15 protein-coding genes are annotated in these 17,190 nt (G+C 65.0%); 8 read left to right on the forward strand and 7 right to left on the reverse strand.

Annotated elements, in window-relative coordinates:
* Nucleotides 1-198: a hypothetical protein gene (locus WOC76_RS07540; protein WP_341107888.1), complete on the reverse strand. Its 198-nt coding sequence runs from the start codon at nucleotides 196-198 to the stop codon at nucleotides 1-3.
* A 143-nt stretch (nucleotides 199-341) separates the two neighbouring features.
* Here WOC76_RS07540 and WOC76_RS07545 point away from each other — a divergent pair, with 143 nt between their 5' ends.
* Nucleotides 342-1,397, forward strand: coding sequence for a DUF2336 domain-containing protein (locus WOC76_RS07545; protein WP_341107886.1), 1,056 nt, complete (start codon nucleotides 342-344; stop codon nucleotides 1,395-1,397).
* 5 nt (nucleotides 1,398-1,402) lie between these two features.
* Here WOC76_RS07545 and WOC76_RS07550 read toward each other — a convergent pair whose 3' ends face one another.
* Genes WOC76_RS07550 through WOC76_RS07560 form a run of 3 tightly spaced genes read right to left on the reverse strand, consistent with a single transcriptional unit; the run spans nucleotide 1,403 to nucleotide 4,426 of the window.
* Nucleotides 1,403-1,744, reverse strand: a complete 342-nt coding sequence (locus WOC76_RS07550; protein ID WP_341107884.1) for a DUF1491 family protein — start codon at nucleotides 1,742-1,744, stop codon at nucleotides 1,403-1,405.
* A gap of 41 nt (nucleotides 1,745-1,785) precedes the next feature.
* Entirely contained in the window at nucleotides 1,786-2,568 is a 783-nt protein-coding gene (locus WOC76_RS07555) for a peptidoglycan-binding domain-containing protein (protein WP_341431352.1), read from the reverse strand.
* The gene (locus WOC76_RS07560) at nucleotides 2,561-4,426 is read right to left on the reverse strand and encodes a sensor histidine kinase (protein WP_341107881.1); all 1,866 of its coding nucleotides are present in this window, start codon (nucleotides 4,424-4,426) and stop codon (nucleotides 2,561-2,563) included. The genes WOC76_RS07555 and WOC76_RS07560 overlap by 8 nt, the downstream gene beginning before the upstream one ends.
* A gap of 229 nt (nucleotides 4,427-4,655) precedes the next feature.
* Here WOC76_RS07560 and WOC76_RS07565 point away from each other — a divergent pair, with 229 nt between their 5' ends.
* Nucleotides 4,656-4,931, forward strand: coding sequence for a hypothetical protein (locus tag WOC76_RS07565; RefSeq protein ID WP_341107880.1), 276 nt, complete (start codon nucleotides 4,656-4,658; stop codon nucleotides 4,929-4,931).
* A 180-nt stretch (nucleotides 4,932-5,111) separates the two neighbouring features.
* Nucleotides 5,112-5,705: a hypothetical protein gene (locus WOC76_RS07570; RefSeq protein ID WP_341107879.1), complete on the forward strand. Its 594-nt coding sequence runs from the start codon at nucleotides 5,112-5,114 to the stop codon at nucleotides 5,703-5,705.
* A 67-nt stretch (nucleotides 5,706-5,772) separates the two neighbouring features.
* Here the strand turns inward: WOC76_RS07570 and WOC76_RS07575 are convergent, their stop codons facing one another.
* Complete coding sequence (locus tag WOC76_RS07575; protein WP_341107878.1) at nucleotides 5,773-6,882, reverse strand: HupE/UreJ family protein; 1,110 nt, start codon at nucleotides 6,880-6,882, stop codon at nucleotides 5,773-5,775.
* 146 nt (nucleotides 6,883-7,028) lie between these two features.
* Here WOC76_RS07575 and nikR point away from each other — a divergent pair, with 146 nt between their 5' ends.
* The 4 genes from nikR to rpoD all read left to right on the forward strand — a co-directional run bounded on the left by nikR (nucleotide 7,029) and on the right by rpoD (nucleotide 14,485).
* Nucleotides 7,029-7,490, forward strand: a complete 462-nt coding sequence (gene nikR, locus WOC76_RS07580) for a nickel-responsive transcriptional regulator NikR (protein ID WP_341107877.1) — start codon at nucleotides 7,029-7,031, stop codon at nucleotides 7,488-7,490.
* A 275-nt stretch (nucleotides 7,491-7,765) separates the two neighbouring features.
* Nucleotides 7,766-10,246, forward strand: a complete 2,481-nt coding sequence (locus WOC76_RS07585; protein ID WP_341107875.1) for a TonB-dependent receptor — start codon at nucleotides 7,766-7,768, stop codon at nucleotides 10,244-10,246.
* A gap of 109 nt (nucleotides 10,247-10,355) precedes the next feature.
* A complete protein-coding gene (dnaG, locus tag WOC76_RS07590; protein ID WP_341107874.1) occupies nucleotides 10,356-12,263 on the forward strand; it encodes a DNA primase in 1,908 nt (635 codons plus the stop codon).
* A 209-nt stretch (nucleotides 12,264-12,472) separates the two neighbouring features.
* Entirely contained in the window at nucleotides 12,473-14,485 is a 2,013-nt protein-coding gene (rpoD, locus tag WOC76_RS07595; protein WP_341107873.1) for an RNA polymerase sigma factor RpoD, read from the forward strand.
* Between the two features lie 213 nt (nucleotides 14,486-14,698).
* Here rpoD and WOC76_RS07600 read toward each other — a convergent pair whose 3' ends face one another.
* A complete protein-coding gene (locus WOC76_RS07600) occupies nucleotides 14,699-16,165 on the reverse strand; it encodes a sensor histidine kinase (protein WP_341107872.1) in 1,467 nt (488 codons plus the stop codon).
* A gap of 157 nt (nucleotides 16,166-16,322) precedes the next feature.
* On the reverse strand, nucleotides 16,323-16,592 hold the full coding sequence (locus WOC76_RS07605; RefSeq protein ID WP_341107871.1) for a hypothetical protein: 270 nt from the start codon (nucleotides 16,590-16,592) through the stop codon (nucleotides 16,323-16,325).
* Between the two features lie 75 nt (nucleotides 16,593-16,667).
* Between WOC76_RS07605 and WOC76_RS07610 the strand changes: the two genes are divergently transcribed.
* Entirely contained in the window at nucleotides 16,668-17,153 is a 486-nt protein-coding gene (locus tag WOC76_RS07610; protein ID WP_341107869.1) for an SH3 domain-containing protein, read from the forward strand.
* Nucleotides 17,154-17,190: the final 37 nt, after the last annotated feature.

Genomic DNA, 17,190 nt, shown 5'->3' on the forward strand with positions numbered 1-17,190 from the left:
TCAGCCCCTGGCGCGGCTCTTGCGCTTCTTGCCGCCCTGCGGCCCCCGGCCCGGCGTGTGCGTCTCGAGGGCGGGCGTCTCGTCCATGCGCAGGTAGCGCACGCCGAGGAAGAACAATATTTGAGCGTCGCCGGTGCGCGGCTCGCTCACACGGCGCGGGATGTTCCCACGCAATCCGAAGGCGATGACCTCCCCCATGTCGACCTCTTCGTGGCGGCTTTGGTCCAAAATGAATCAACTCTGAACGGAATTAGGGGGCGGCGAGGGTTAATGTTCCGCTAACGACCCGGGGCTAGTCTCTCTCCTCCAGTTGCGTAAGCGTTCGAGTGAGTAGCCGATCCATGCATCGAGATATGTCAGGGCGACGGATCGACCATGCCGCGCTTCTTGGCGCCATCGTCGACCAGTTTGTCGCGCGGCAGATACATCCGATTGGCGACATCAAGCAATTCGAACAACTTGCGCTTGGCCTCATCGATATCGTCGACGCCAACGCCGCGGCGCGCATCGCCCGTCCCTTATGCATGCATCCCGAGACGCCGGCGTCGGTCTTTCCGTGTCTTCTCGCCAAGGGCGGGCCTTGCGCCGAGCTTGCCCTGCAATTTGCTCCCGCCCTCCCGCGCGCCGATCTGCTGGCCGCCGCGCAGGGCGGCGCGCCTCTTGCCTGCGCGGTCGCCCGACGCGCCGAGCTCGATCGAGATGTCGTCGACGCGCTCATTCAGCGTGGCGAAGCCGAAACCTTTCGCGCCCTCGCCGCCAACTGGAGCCTCCGGCTCGACGCGGGCGCGCGGCGCGCGCTCGCCCTGGCGGCGCGCGACGATCTGAGCCTGGGGCGCATCCTGCTCGACCGCGACGATTTCAGCGGCGAGGCCGAGGGCCTCTTTCTCGCCGCGACGCGCCACGAGCGTACGGACATCATCCTGAACGCATGCCGGCGGGCGCTGGCCACAGGGAAGGCGGATCGCCGCCCCGCCGATCCGGCGCTTGCCGTGCGGCTCGAGGCCGCCGCCCTGGAAAGCGACCGCGCGGGCATGGTGGCGATCCTCGCCGAAGCCCTCGACTGTCGCCGGGAGCGCGCCGCGGCGATCCTATCCGACGCGCAGGGCGAACCGCTGGCGCTGGCGCTGGCGGCGCTCGGCGTCGATCCCGATGCGGCCTCCCGCATCTTCCTGGCTCAGGAGGCGAACCGGGCGCCCACGCTCTCTGCGCTCGTGCGCGCCATTCCGCAGCGCGCCGCAACGCAGATCATTGCCGCGACTGTCGGCGGGCTGAAAGGCGAGCGCGAGGCCGCACGGCGCGTGAGCGGACGCGACGATCTCGCGGCGGCGCCCGGCTGGCGGCGTCCGGCGCAGGTTCTCGGCCCCGCGCCGCTGCGCAAGGCCGATCGGTCCGCGTGAGAGGCTCAGGCGGCGAGATCGACGAAGACGCGCCCGTCGCGGTCTTCGATCTCGATGATCCAGAGGTCGGGGTCGAACATGATCTCACGCTTGAGGCGCGCCTCCGCCTCGGCGGAATCGACCCAATCGCCCGCATGGACCTTGGAAAAAAGACGATCCACGCCCTCCGGCAGCGCCTCGCTTTGCGGGGCGGGACCATAGACGGCCGCGCGGCCGTCGAGCCGATCGAGCTTGATGAAAAGGGCGCCGGCCTCGGCCGAGCCGCGCCGGCGCAGCATGGCGACGGCGCCTTGCGCTTCGGCCCGGCGGATGAGGGCGGCGGCAAAAATGTCGGATCGTAGACGCATCAGCCCAACTTAGTGCGCGACGCGCCTCTGGTCCAAGCCCGTCACTGAGGGCGCCCCGCCCCCGCCCCCGCCTTCGCGGCGATGGCCTTCACGACCTTTGGCGTGAGTTCGCCCGTGGCGGAGAGGCCGTTGTCCTGCTCGAACTTCGCGATGGTCTTGCGTAGGCCAGGGCTCATGATCCCGTCCGGCTTCACCACATAGCCGAGCCGTTGCAGGGCGCGCTGCGCGGAGAGCACATTGCGGTCGGGCCCCGCCGCCGGCGTTTCGGCCGGGGCGGCGGGGGACTTTTTGGCGTCGCTTCCGAGCAGCGAGCCGATCTGGTCCCGGCTCGCGGCAGGCTGCTTCTTTTCCGGCTTGGCAGCGGGGGCGGGGTCGGTTTTCAGGAGCGCCGCGAGCGGATCGACCTTCGCGGGCTCCGGCTTTGCTGCGGCCTTCGGGCCGATCCGGGGCGCCGCCTCGGTCTTGACGGCCTCGGCCTCGCGCGCGGCGGCTTCGATTTTCGCCGGGCGGGCCGGCGGCGTCGGCGTTTCCGCGACGGGGCTCTTCTCGGGCGTGACCACATGCGCCGAGAAGAGGGGTGCGGGATGGCGGCCGTCCTGGAAGAACAGCGCGTTCATCGGCACGCCGACGAGGGCGAGGCCGCCGATGCCGACGAGCGTCAGGACGCCGAGGCGGCGCTTCTCGAACATGCCGCCGCGCGCGGGCTTTTTCTTGGGCGCCCGCGCGGGGGAGGGGGCGGCGCCCGCCCCGCGGCGCTTGGGCGACGCGGCGCGTTCCTCGGGGAAGTCGTCGAACCTCTGGTCGCTGAGAGAAACGTCACGCAATTTTCTTCACCGTCTCTTCGTCGTGGCGAATGACCGCGCCAAAAGCGGCGCCATGGCGCGGAATGGTTTCGATCCTGGCGGCGGCCCCGGAGGCAGAGCCAGGGGCAGACGCGAGCGCGCGGCAGTCGAGCGGCAGACGCACCGTCACGGCCGCGCCCTTCTTCGGCGCACTTTCGATGACGATGGCGCCGCCGTGCAGCCCGACGAGACCGCGCACGACGGAAAGGCCGAGCCCGGTGCCTTCATAGGCGCGGCCGTGCGTGGCGCTCGCCTGAAAGAAGGGGTCGCCGAGACGCGGGAGATCGGTCGGCGCAATGCCGATGCCGGTGTCGGCCACCGTCAGGGACAGGAGGTTGCCCTCGGGCGCGACGCGCACGCTCACACGACCGCCGGCCGGCGTGAATTTCACCGCATTCGACAGAAGATTGAGCGTGATCTGCTTGCAGGCGCGCTTGTCGGCGACGAGCTGCGCCGAGTCGCGGCCGTAGTCGCGCAGGAGCCGCACGCCGCCTTCGTCGGCCTTGAGCTGCATCATGTCGCAGCACTGGTCGAGAAGCTCGGGGAGCGAGAAGGGCTCAGGGTTGAGCTGCATCGCGCCCGCCTCGATCTTGGACATGTCGAGGATCGTGTTGACGATCTGAAGCAGGTGATTGCCCGAATCCGCGACGATGCGCGCATATTCGCGCTGCTTGACCGGATCCGCGGGCGAGAGCGCCGGATTGGCGAGCATCTCCGAAAAGCCGATGATCGCGTTGAGCGGCGTACGCAATTCATGGCTGACATTGGCGAGGAAGCGCTCCTTCATCGCGGCGGCGCGCGCGCTCTCCGCCCGCGCCGCCGCGATGGCCTCTTCCGCGCGCGTCTGCGCCGTCACGTCACGCAGAAGGCAGACGACGGGAGCCGTCGATCCGTCCGTCTCCCCGGCCGTTGCATCCGCGCGGCGCATGCGCGCCTCGAAATTGTTGAACACCGGCTCGGCGTAGTCGCCCGAAGCCGAAGGCGCGAGCCCGACCTGGACGCGCAGAACGGCGGCGCAGGGCGCGCCTTGCGCGGCGGCGTCCGAGACGAGCTTGAGAAAAGCCGGACGGTCGCCGATGTGAACCCTCTGAAAGAAGCCGCGCCCGACGAGGTCGCCGCGCTCCAGCCCATAGGACTTGTGCGCGTCGCCGATGGGCGCGACGACGGCGCCGCTGCGGTCGAGATGCAGGACGATGTCGCCGAGCGCGCCGGTGAGCAGGCGCAGATCCCGCGCGCTCGCCGCTTCGGCCGGGTTTTTCTCGCCGCTCTCGGCGCGCACGGCGCAGCGCGCGAGAAAGGCGGCGTAGAGGATGAGCGGCGCGGCGAAGATCGGGAAAGCTGCGGAAAGGTCGAGGCCGCCGAAGTCTTTCACAGCGAGACCCGCCGTGATCGCGGCGATGGCCGCCGCCTCGGCGAGGACGATCGGCGCGACGCCCGGGGCCGCCAGCGCGGCTTCCACGAGCGCGATGGTCAGTGAGGCCACGGCGGGGCCTGTTGCGCCCGCGCCCGCATAGAGCGCCGAGGACAAGGCGAGCCAGCCGAAAATGGAGATGCTCTGCGCAAGGACGAGCCGACCCGTGCGCGCGAACGCGGCGACGGCGACGAGCGGCGTCTGCGCAAGAAGGAAGATCAAGGCCTCGTGAGGCGTCGGCGGCCCGTAGACGAAGAGCCACATTGGCGCGCTGGCGAGCGCGCAGCCGGCAAAAAGGAGGCGCGGCAGCATGAAGAAGCGATGGCGCGCGCGTTCGAGCGGGTTTCCGCCCGCGCTTTCGTGGATGAGATGGTCGAGAAAACGCAACGGACCTTCCGGGGACATCGATTGGGTAACCAAAATACGCAACGGCGCGCTCCTGCTCGACAGGAAGGTGGCTGAGCAGTCTTAATGAGTGCTGAGCGGTTCTGCGCGAGGACGGCCCTCTGGCGTCGGCGCAAGAGCAAAGGTTTTATTTTGGTTGTCTCCCTGCCATTTTGCGAGGCGGGGGCGCGTTTACTTCTGCTCAATCCCCGAGCGCGACAAAGGTTACGGACGGCGTGTTCTCTCAGGCGCCCGATCCGGCGGAGATCAGCCCTTGTTTTTTCTCCTCAAATGCGTCGCTTGCATCGCGCTCGTACTGTTCGCGCTCGGCTGGCGCGGGGCCGAGGGCCCGTCAGATTCAACGCAGTCGCGGGCGAGTTCAGCGGCAGCCAAATCCCAGCGGCGGGCGCCGGTCGAACTGGGCGCGCGGGAGCTGGCTCAGGCGGGGGCGGACGCCCTCGTCGCCGCCGCACGCGACAAATGCCTCGCCGCGCCCCGTGAGTGCGCCGCCCTGCTGCAACATTATCAAGGCGCGGCGCGGGCGCGTTAACCTTTGGAGCGAGCCAAAACGACAGGCGCAAGCCTGAGCGTTCCGAAAAAAGACGATTTGGCCGTAATCAAAAAATTAACCATATTCCTTGATCTCGTTGACGAGCGTTTCTCGAAGCCGAACCGCTTCCCCGCCTTTCCGCCGCAACCCGCGTTGCGCAACCGCATCAAGGAGACGGACATGTCCGACGAATCACTTGCGCAACCTGAAGAGACAGTCACCCGCGCCGAGCTCGAGAGCCTTCGGGAGCAGCTGAAAGCGATCCGGGGCGATCGCGACCGCCAGAATTTCGAAAGAGCGGAGATTGTCGCCAAGGCCAACGTCTACGCCAAGGAGCGGGACGAACTGAAAGAGCAGCTTGCCGCGGCCGCCGCCGAGCGCGACCGGCTCGCCCAGGAGAAAGCCTCCGCTACGGCGCTGGTGCAGAATCTGACCCGCCTGGCCGACGACGCCAATCGCCGCGCCGACGAGGCGGCCGAGGAGATCGCGCGCCTGCGCGCCGCGATCGAAAATACGCCTTCGGCCGACCCGGTCGCGCTGCTCACGGCGCTCGCCACCGAGAAGACCAAGGCCGCCGTCGCCTGGCTGCGCGCGAAGATCCCGGCGGACAGCCCCATGCTCCCCTGGTTCGACAAGACGGTCGAAACGGTGACGATGGTCGGCTGCATGGCGGTGAGGCTGACGAAGGAGTTCATCGCCTGGGCGACGCCGCGCGTCATTGCGCTCACCAAGCAGGGCGCGGCCAAGGTGGAAGAGCTTCTGGCCAAGAAATAAGGCCGGGCTTTTTACTGTCGTTTCGAAGCGCGGATGGCTCGCCATCCGCGCTTTGTTTTTGTTCCGGTCAGGCGCCGGGGATCACGCCGATGCGCTGCAGGAACCAGAAGGCGCCGAATAGGCCGATGAGCGCGGACAGCGCATAGACGAGCTTGTCGTGGCGTTTTCCGTCGGTGTGGCGGTCGATGTAGAGCAGCACCGGCAGCACGGCCATCACAATGGCGATCTGGCCCGCCTCGACGCCGATGTTGAAGGCGGCGAGCGCCGGCACGACGGCGCCCTGCGGCACGCCCATTTCGGTGAGGGCCGAGGCGAAGCCGAAGCCGTGGATGAAGCCGAAGAGGAAGGTGTTGCGCCACCTCTTGTCGACGTTCTTCGACCAGAAGTTCTCCGCCGCGACGTAAACGATCGACAGAGCGATCAGCGCCTCCGTCAGCGTCGAGGGCAGGGTGACGATGTTGAGCGCCGCGAGCGACAGCGTGATCGAGTGGGAGATGGTGAAGGCCGTGACGATCTTCACCACCGGCCAGACGCGATGGGCCCAGAGGATCAGCGCGAAGAGGAAGCACAGATGGTCGTAGCCGGTGACGATATGTTCGACGCCGGCCTCGAAGAACTTCTTCATCAGCTGCGCCGTCGTCTCCATGGGCTGCGCGAGGTCGAGCGGCGGGTCCTGCGGATAGCGCATGGTCTCGCCGGCGTTTGGCGTCCCCGTCAGAGAGATGAGGTGCTTGCCTTTCGACCCCTGCGCCGCCAGCAGCTTGGTCGGGTCATAGAAGACCTTGCCGGTCGTTCCCGAGCAGTCGAAGCGCATGACGACGAGCGCGCTGTCCTGGTTGGTCGGGTCCTCGCCCGCCTTCTCGACCTTGGCCATGCAGGCGCGGCCCGTCTCGTCGCGCATGGCGACGCGCTTGCCGACGAATTTGCCGATCTCCTCCTCCAGCACGCCGGGCGGCGACAGATCGACGCTCGCGCGCTCGTCCATCGTCTCCTGGAACATGCGCTCGAGATCGGTGGCGAGGAAGCCAACGTCCACGACATAGACGCGCTCGCCGGCCGGGGCGATCTTGCCCGTCGATATATCGGGCGTATGCGCCAGAGCGGGCGCCGCCATTCCCACGACCGCGCCGACGCACAACAGCGCCGAGGCGGCCAGCCTCCTCCAGAACCCCGTCATCTTCAACGTTTCCTTTTGTTTTGGTTGGCGCGCACCATGCCAAAGGCGCAGGGCCCGGACAAGACCGTGTAAACAAAGCTTCGTTGCGGGCGACGGCGCTGGCCGGTAGAAAGCGTAAGAGGCGACGGGCCGGAGCAGGGGCGGCGATGCAGCGCGTGACGGTGACGATAGACGACGAGCTGATGAGCGCGCTCGATCGCTACATGGAGGCGGGCGGGCATCAGAACCGTTCCGAGGCGGTGCGCGATCTCGTGCGCGCCGGCCTGCTCAAAGAGCCCAGGGCCGACGACCATGCGCGGCCCTGCATCGCAGCGCTGGTCTATGTCTATGACCACGAGACGCGCCAGCTCTCCAGGAAGCTCGTCCACGACCACCACACCCACGCCGACATGTCCATTGCGACGCTGCATGTGCATCTCGACGCCTCGAGCTGCCTGGAGGTCTCGCTGCTCAAGGGCCAGAAATCCGAGGTCGAACACTTCGCCAGCCATCTGATCGGCGAGCGCGGCGTGCGCTACGGCCAGCTTGTCGTTGTCCCGGCCGAGGCGGAAGACGGCGATCCGGCGGCCAGCCAGACCGCGCCGGACCACCCGCACGCTCATGATTAATACCTCCTTAAGCTTCTGTTGCAAAAAAGTTACTCGCCCGCCAATTCTTGGCGGCCCGATTGACAGTCGCGTCCCCCGTAAGACAAATTTTCGGAAAAATCACAACGACCGTCGGGAGCGACAATGAACCGCCCAAAGCAAAGTCCGAGGTCAGGTCCATGGCTCTCTGCGGAGAGAACGCCTCTTCGCCAATAGAGGCGCAGGCGCGCACGACCGCTCAAATCAGCGTAAGGCAAAGAAAAAAATAGCTGCGCCAATTTGTGGAGACCGCCAGGATGTTCGCCCGCCGCACGCAAATCTCCCTCGCCGCGCTCCTGGCCGCCTGTTGCGCAGGCGAGGCTTTTGCGCAGGCAACCCTGCCGACGATCAACGTTGGCGGGCGTCAGCCGCGCCGGGTGGCGAGCAAGCCGGCGCCGCGAACTCAGGCTCCGGTGCGCGCGGTTCCCGCGGTGGTGGCCGCTCAACCGGCGCCGGGACCGGTGGAGCCCAGCACGGAGCAGGACACCGCGCTCGGCCCGAAGATCGATTATCCGACCGGCCCGAAGCAGATGACCTCGTCGAGCGAGCGGTTCTTTACCGGCGGCCAGGTCAACGCCATCCCCTTCTACCGGCCGGGCGAGGCGCTCGAAATCGTGCCGGGTCTCGCGGTCACCCAGCACAGCGGCGAGGGCAAGGCGAACCAATATTATCTGCGCGGCTTCGACCTCGATCACGGCACCGATCTTGCGCTCTATCTCGACGACATGCCGCTCAACATGCGCACGCATGGTCATGGCCAGGGCTATGCGGACGCGAATTTTGTCATGCCCGAGCTGCTCGCCTCGGTCGATGCGCGCAAGGGCCCCTACAATGTCGAAGACGGCGATTTCTCGAACGCCGGCACCATCCGGATGCAATATCTGAAGAGAGTGCCGCAGGGCGTCTTCACGTCGAGCGCCGGCGAATTCGGCTATGGCCGCCAGTTCGGCATGAAGTCCTGGAGCTTCATGGGCGGCGACATTCTGGGCGCGGCCGAGGCGACGATCTACAACGGCCCCTGGGTCGTGCCGAACAATGTCCGCAAGATCAACGCCGTGATGCGCTACTCGCGCGGCGACGAGGCCAATGGCTTCGGCGTGACCGGCATGGCCTACGCCAACCACTGGACCTCCACGGACCAGCTTCCGCTTCGGGCCGTCGATACGGGGCTCATCTCGCGATGGGGCTCCCTCAGCCCGACGGACGGCGGCGACACCACGCGCTTCAGCCTGTCCGGCCACTGGAACCGGGAAGGCGAGAACAACTATTCCCGCGTCAACGCCTATGCGATCCATTCGACGCTGGAGCTCTACAACAACTTCACCTATTTCCTCACCAATCCGGTGTTGGGCGACCAGTTCCGTCAGTTCGACCGCCGCACCATTCTGGGCTCGAACGGCATCCACGGCATCAGGTTCAATTTTCTCGACTTTCCGTCCGAGCTTCGCTTCGGCTATCAGACGCGCTGGGACGACATTCGCGTCGGCCTGCAGGACACCTTCCGCCGCGCGGCCTACGACGCCATCCGCAACGACGCCGTGGCGGAAGGCAATATGAGCCTCCTGACGGACGTGAAGACCAAATGGGCGCCCTGGCTCACGACGATCGTCGGCGCGCGCTACGACTATTACTGGGCCAGCGTCAACGGCCTGCAATCGCCATACGCCGCTCCGATCGTCGGCTATCTCAACGAAGACCCGGCGCAGCCGGTGAAGCTCTGGACCGCGCCGTACAACAGCGGCGCCAGCGCGGCGCAGCTCATCAGCCCGAAAGCCTCGGTCATCATCAATCCCTTCGACGACAAGACGGATTTCTACCTGAATTTCGGCCGCGGCTTCCACTCGACCGACGCGCGCGGCACGACGCAGAATTATTCCACCAACGAAGCGACGGACGATCTCGGCTATCTGTGGGTCGCCAAGCGTCCGCTGCTGTCCCCCTCGACCGCGGCGGAAGTCGGCGTCAAGACCAAGGCGATCGACCGGCTCGAGTCGGCGCTGACGCTGTTCTGGATTCAGCTGAGATCGGAAAACGTCTTCGCCGGCGACTCGGGCAATACCGTCTTCGGACCGCCGAGCCGGCGCCTCGGCGTCGAGTTCACCAATCACTACCGGCCGCTGTCGTGGTTGAGCTTCGAGGGCGACGTCACCGCGACCTATTCGCGCTTCATCGGCTTCGACCAGGAACAGGCCGCCCTCTACCAGCAGCTGCTTCAGCCTGACAGCATCGCGTGGGGGACCTTCCTCGGCAATGCGCCGGGCAATTATCTGGTGAACGCGCCGCCGATCGTGGCGACGGCGGTGGTGGAGTTCGGCGAGTCGACGGGCTGGTTCAGCGCGTTCAAATATCGCTACATTTCGCAGCGCCCCCTGACCGCCGACGGTTTCTTGCAAAGCCCCGCGATCGGCGTGGTCAACGCCCGCGCCGGCTACCGCTGGAAGGACGGCTGGAAGCTGCAGCTCGACGTCTTCAACATGTTCAATTCCCGCTCGCAGGCGATCGCATACGGCTATGGGTCGCTCATTCCCACGGACCCGCTGTATCAAGCCTGCAACGGCCTGATCAACGTGCCGGCTTCAGCGGCCAATTGCGGGGTGGGCGTGATGGATGTGCATGGCCATCCCGTCGAGCCGCCGACCTGGCGGCTGACCTTCAGCGGACCGCTCAATTACGATACGCTCATCAACAACACCCCCGACGTGACCGAACCGTTCAAGCTCGTCAAATTCTGGGAATGAGACGGCCGCGCCCGATTGCGGCGCCGCCGTCTCGCGGTGGCCGGCCCCCGAGCCCCTCGCGCTCGGGCTCGCAGGATGATTCTCGGCGCTCCTGTGTTAAAAGCCGCCCATGCGTTTCTCTCCCACCTTCCTCGACGAAATCCGGGCGCGCGTTCCCGTGTCGGAGGTCGTGCGTCAGAAGGTGAAGCTCAAGAAGGAAGGGCGCGAGTGGCGCGGGCTGTCGCCCTTCAACGCCGAGAAGACGCCTTCCTTCTACGTGAACGACCAGAAGGGCTTCTTTCACGATTTCTCCTCGGGCAAGCATGGGGACGGCTTCGCCTTCCTGATGGAGACGGAGGGACTGACCTTCCCCGAGGCGGTGGAGCGGCTGGCGGCGCTGGCGGGCCTTCCCATGCCCGTCGAGACGCGGGAGGAGCGCGAGCAGGACGTGCGCCGCGCGAGCCTCGGCGAGGCGCTCGAATGGGCGGCCGAATTCTTCCAAAAGCAGCTCGCGAGCCCCGCCGGTCGAGAGGCGCGGACCTATCTCGACCGCCGGCAGGTCTCGGCCGTCTCCCGCGACAAATTCCGGCTCGGCTATGCGCCGCCCGACCGGCACGCGCTGCGCGACCATCTCGCCGGCAAGGGCGCGACGGCCGAGACGATGATCGAGGCCGGGCTGCTGATCCACGGCCCCGACATTGCGGTTCCCTACGACCGGTTCCGCAACCGCCTGATGTTCCCGATCTGCGACCGCGCCGGCAGGGTCATCGCCTTCGGCGGACGCGCATTGGAGGCCGACGCCCAGGCCAAATATCTGAACTCCCCCGAGACCCCGCTCTTCCACAAGGGCGCGACGCTCTACAATCTGCACAACGCCCGCAAGGCCGCGCATGACGCCGGCGCGGTGATCGCGGTCGAGGGCTATATGGACGTGATCGCCCTCACGGCGGCGGGCTTCCCCCATGCCGTCGCGCCGCTCGGGACGGCGCTGACGGCGGATCAGTGCCAACTGCTGTGGCGCATGGCGGAGGAGCCGATCCTCTGTTTCGACGGCGACAAGGCAGGGCTCAAGGCCGCCTATCGCGCCGTGGACACGGCGCTGCCGCTCATTGGCCCCGGCCGGACGCTGCGCTTCGCGCTCCTTCCGGACGGACAGGACCCGGACGAGTTGTTGCGCGCCGGCGGCCCGGCGGCGGTGGCGCAGGCCCTCGACAAGCCGCTGCCGCTCGTCGATCTGCTCTGGGTGCGCGAAACGCAAGGCGCGCCGCTCGACACGCCCGAACGGCGCGCGGGGCTGGAGCGCCGCTTGCGGGAGGTCGCGGCCCAGATCGGCGACGAGACGCTGCGCCGCTACTATGGCCAGGAATTGAGCGACCGGCTGGCGCGCCTTCTCGGCCCCGCGCCTGCGGCTCCGGGGCGGGGGCGCGACTTTTCGCCTCGTCGCCGCGCTTTCTCCCGCCGGGGCGAGTCGGAGGGCGGTCCGGTCCGAATCAGCGCGGCGCTCGCCAATTCGCCACTCTTTCGTGGCGTCAAGGCGCCGATTGCGCCGCGGGACGCGCTGATCCTGCTCATCTTGATGAACCACCCGGAGGTGCTCGCGGCGCAGCTCGAAGACGTGGCGGGCCTCGAATTCGCTTCGCCCGACGCCTCGGCTTTGCGCGACGCCCTGCTGCGCTTCGCCGAGGCGGGCGGCGGCGCGCGCGCCGATCTCTTGCGGGCGCTCGAGGAGGCGGGGCTCGCCGCCGTCGCCGGCCGCCTCTCCGGCATGGTCGCCCATGCAGCGCTCTGGAGCGTGCGCCCCGACGCGGCTCCGGCCGACGCGGCGGAAAGCCTGCGTCAGGCTTTGGTCTTGCATCGGCGTTTTTGGGCGCTAAATAAGGAGCTTCGCGCAGTTGAGGCCCGACTGGCCGAAAATTCCAGCGAGCATGATTTGGCGCGCCTGAAGGATATCCACACGCAGCTCACCGCCCTAGATGGCGCTGAGGCGGCCCTCGAGGGTTTCGGCGCCTCTTCAGGACGGTCGACGCGCGCGCTTTGACTTCTGGGGCCACAGCGCAATTTGAATGTGGTTAGCGGGGCGTTAAGACCCCAAGAGCAATGTGAGGACTATCGGCGCGAGGCCGTCCGCCGCGGCGCCGAACGGGGGAGGGGCCGGAGCTGGCAGTCTCCGGAACATGTCGAAGAGGTTCGAGGTCCGCGCCGCACCCCCGTGAGGGAGGGCGGCGGGCGGACCATGTGGAGCTGTGAATGGCCAAGAAAGACGAAGACAAGATCGAAAACGAGGCCGCCGCGACAGTAGACGCCGCCGACGGTCCGCTTCTCGATCTCAATGACGCCGCCGTCAAGCGGATGATCAAGCTCGCCAAGAAGCGCGGCTTCGTCACCTACGCCGAGTTGAACGCCGTCCTTCCGTCCGAAGAGGTGTCTTCGGACCAGATCGAGGACGTTTACGCCATGCTGTCCGAGATGGGCATCACCGTCTCCGAGGGCGACGATCCTGACGACGTGGAGGAGGAGCAGGCCGCGGAAGAGGAGGAGGCCGAGAGCGGCGACCTCGTCGAGAGCACGCGGACGACCGCCGTCGCGACCCGCGCCTCCGAGCCCGCCGATCGCACAGATGACCCCGTCCGCATGTATCTGCGGGAAATGGGCTCGGTCGAGCTGCTCTCCCGCGAGGGCGAAATCGCCATCGCCAAGCGGATCGAAGCCGGACGCGAGGCCATGATCGCCGGCCTCTGCGAGAGCCCGCTGACCTTCCAGGCCATCATCATCTGGCGCGAGGAGCTCGAGGCCGGAAAGGTTCTGCTGCGCGACATCATCGATCTCGAGGCGACCTACGCCGGACCGGAGGGCAAGGCGGCCAAGGCCGCGGGCGAGGAAGAGGAGGGCGATGAAATGGCCCCCGCCACCGCCCCGCGCACGCCGCCGGCCGGGCTCGCCGAGGGCGCGCCCGCCGAGGAATCCTTCGAGGAAGAGGAGGACATGGAAAATTCCGTGTCGCTCTCGGCCATGGAGGCGGAGCTCAAGCCGCGCGTTCTGGAGACCTTCGCGCGCGTCGCCGACGCCTACAAGAAGCTGCGCCGCCTTCAGGACCAGAATGTCGAGAACAAGCTCAAGAACGAGACGCTGACGCCCGCGCAGGAGCGCAAATACAAACAGTTAAAGAAAGAGATTGTCACGGACGTGAAGTCCCTGTCGCTCAACCAGAACCGCATCGAGGCGCTGGTCGAGCAACTTTACGACATTAACAAGCGCCTGATCGGCTATGAGACGAAGCTGTTGCGTCTCGCCGACAGCCATGGCGTCGCGCGCGAGGATTTCATCGACAAGTTTCACGGCTCGGAACTCGATCCGAAATGGGTGATGCGCGTCGCAAAGCTCGGTTCGCGGGGCTGGAAGGAATTCGTCGCCGAGGAGAAGGACCGCATCAAGGATTTGCGCGCCGAGATCCATGCGCTGGCGACCGAGACGGGCCTCGAAATCTCCGAGTTCCGCAAGATCGTGCACATGGTGCAGAAGGGCGAGCGCGAGGCGCGTCAGGCGAAGAAGGAAATGGTCGAGGCCAATCTGCGCCTCGTCATCTCCATCGCCAAGAAATATACGAACCGCGGCCTTCAGTTCCTCGACCTCATTCAGGAAGGCAACATCGGCCTGATGAAGGCGGTGGACAAGTTCGAATATCGCCGCGGCTACAAGTTCTCGACCTACGCCACCTGGTGGATCAGGCAGGCGATCACGCGCTCGATCGCGGATCAGGCGCGCACGATCCGCATCCCCGTGCACATGATCGAGACGATCAACAAGATCGTTCGCACGTCGCGTCAGATGTTGCATGAAATCGGCCGCGAGCCGACGCCGGAGGAACTTGCCGAAAAGCTCGCCATGCCGCTCGAGAAGGTGCGCAAGGTCCTCAAGATCGCCAAGGAGCCGATCTCGCTCGAGACGCCGATCGGCGACGAGGAGGATTCGCATCTCGGCGATTTCATCGAGGACAAGAACGCTATTCTGCCCATCGACTCGGCGATCCAGTCCAATCTGCGCGAGACGACGACTCGCGTCCTCGCCTCTCTCACGCCGCGCGAGGAGCGCGTGCTGCGCATGCGTTTCGGCATCGGCATGAACACCGACCATACGCTCGAGGAAGTGGGGCAGCAGTTCTCGGTGACGCGCGAACGCATTCGCCAGATCGAGGCGAAGGCGCTCAGGAAGCTCAAACATCCGAGCCGAAGCCGGAAGCTCCGAAGCTTCCTGGATAATTGAGGACGCGCCGTCTCGCAGCCTCTCGGTTCTCCGACAATGAACCGCATTTCCGGCGCACGGGAGCAATTTGTCACGGCGGCGCTTCAGCTTTGCTGAAACAGGCGAAGCCATTGCCGCCATCAGGACGAATGCGCCACGTCGCGCGCTCGACGCCCCGGCGCATCTTTATTGCGGGCCTATCTGCTCGCTTTGGCCGTCTTTCTTGCCGCAGTCTCAGGGAATTGCCAGGGGGAGGCGAACCATGAATTCACTCCCTCTTCCCAAACCCTCGCTTTTTGCTTCGATTGTTCCGTCATGCAGTTCGATAAGTTTTCGTGCGAGCGCCAAGCCGATCCCGATCCCCTCATGAGTTCTGTCAGAACCGTTTTTCATTTGATTGAACAGTCCGAAGATCCATTTGATCTGCTCGGGTCGAACGCCGACGCCGGTGTCGCGCACACTCACCAATGCCTCGTCGGCCTGGCGTGAAACGGTCAAATCGACCGTCCCGCCTGGATCAGTATATTTGGCGGCGTTATCCAGGAGATTGCTGATTGCTTGGGTGCTAATCCGAACATCGTCGCAACTGATTGGCAACGCCTTGTCTGCGAGAATGACGTTCAGCTTTATGCCTTTCTTTTCGAACTGGGCCTTGTGAGAGTCCTCGATGAGAGCCACCATCTCATTGAGATCGCGCTGTTCCTTCCTGAGATCGATTTGCCCGCATGCCATGCGTGACACTTGGAAAATGTCTTCCACCACCCTGGTCAGATGCCGGACCTGTCTCTGCATCCTCGAAAACAATGTCTGGAATTTCTTGTTTATGGTCGAATCATTTCCCATTACATCCATTGCTAGTTGGATCGTCGCGAGCGGCGTTCGTAGTTCGTGCCCCAGCGTCGCCAAAAATTCATCTTTGCGCTGGTTGGCCTCATGCAGGGCTTGAATGGCGAATTCACGCTCGCTGATGTCGGTGTTCGCGCCGATCCATTCACGCACTTTGCCATCGGGGTATAGCAGTGGGACCCCTTTTGCGGCCATCCACCGATATTCGCCATCGCACCGACGCACCCGATAATCCACGACGTAGAGCGTCTTCGTTTCGACTGCGCGCCGCCAAACGGGTTCGACGCGCGCACGGTCGTCGGGATGGATCGCTTCGAGCCAGCCCCACCCGGCGGCTTGCGCGACTGTCTGACCGGTGAACTGGAGCCACGTAGGGTGCACTTTTTCCTTGGTAACCAGGCCATCCGGGCCGGTTGTCCAGAGCACCTGGGATGTGGCGAAGACAAGCGCCCGGAACCGCTCTTCGCTCTCCCGCAGGGCTTCGTGGGACAGCTTCTGTTTGGTGACGTCTTCCGAGGCGATGACAATGCCGCCGATTTCTCCGCTCGCATCGCGCCACGGCCGTAGCGACCAACTGACATATTGAACCACGCCGTCTGCGCGATCAAACCGTTCGTCTGCCGCGCTGAAGCACTCTCCGGCTAACGCCCTTCTGTGAAGTTCTTTCCAGCGCTCCGGGATTTCGGGAAAAAGGTCGTAATGGCGCAGCCCTTTGATGGGCGTTGGCAGGCTATAATCGTCGATCCACCTGCCACTCGCGGCAAGGTAGCGCATCTCCCGATCGAACATCGCCACTGCTGTAGGCAGGTCGTCGATGAAAAAACGTAAAAAATCTGTTCTGCCGTGTCTTTCCATGACCCTTGAACACGTTTCTGTTTCTGCTCCATGTCCATTTTGTCATGATATTCGAATAAAACATTCCAGCAAGCCTTTATGCGGTCGAATGGAAAGCTGATGGAGCGTCGACGCAGTCAAGATATTAAACTCCATGGCAATCTCGTGTTTTCATGCTTCATCTCTTCTTTGATGTTTGGTCCGGCGCGGTTTTCCCAAAGCGCCTCTCGGCAGCGCGGCGTCCGATAGGCATTGCGTTCGGATGACAAAGCCGTTCAGAGCCGTCGCCGCGGTCCCGTACCACCAGCGCGGCGCGAGAACTCCGAGTTCTCGACCAGGGCTGGCCCTCCGAAAAACCGATCATCCATGATCGCGCGAAATCGAGCGCGTTGAAGATTGGCATTTTACCTTTTAAGGTTGATTGGCGGTTGTTGATCAAAATGGCCACCCCGCGTCTTGCTTTACCGCAGGAAAGCGCCGACTTCTTTGAACTGTGTAAACATTGTATCAAGGGAGGAATGGAATGAGAAAATCGAGCTTATGGGCGGCATGTGCAGCATTCGCCGTTGTCCTGTCCGGCTCCTCGGCGATCGCCGATACGCTTGCAAGCATTGCGACGATCCACAAGGGTCCGGGCAATTCCTACCCGGTTCTCGGGCGCATCCCTGTTGGCGGCGAGGTCGACGTCGTCAATTGTAATGCTGGCTGGAAAGCCAATTGGTGTCATGTGAAATATCAGGGCATCGACGGTTTTGTTAACGCGAACACGCTTGCCCCCTCAGGCAATGACGTGATTGTCGCCCCTATTGTCACGAACAACGCCGCCTATATGCGCAGCGGGCCGGGACAGAGCTACTCTGTGGTTGGCGTTCTGACGCCGAACAGCCAGGTTGATGTGAAGAAATGCACGACCACCTGGCTCCAGGGCTGGTGCAAGGTCGATTTCGACGGCCTTGAAGGCTGGGTGCATGGCTCGCTGCTGCAACGCCAGGGCGCTCTGATGAATTGATGAACGCCAGTTAATCGTTTGTGGTAGGTCGACCCGC

It is taken from the genome of Methylocystis sp. IM3 (genome assembly GCF_038070105.1).
Lineage (GTDB): Bacteria > Pseudomonadota > Alphaproteobacteria > Rhizobiales > Beijerinckiaceae > Methylocystis.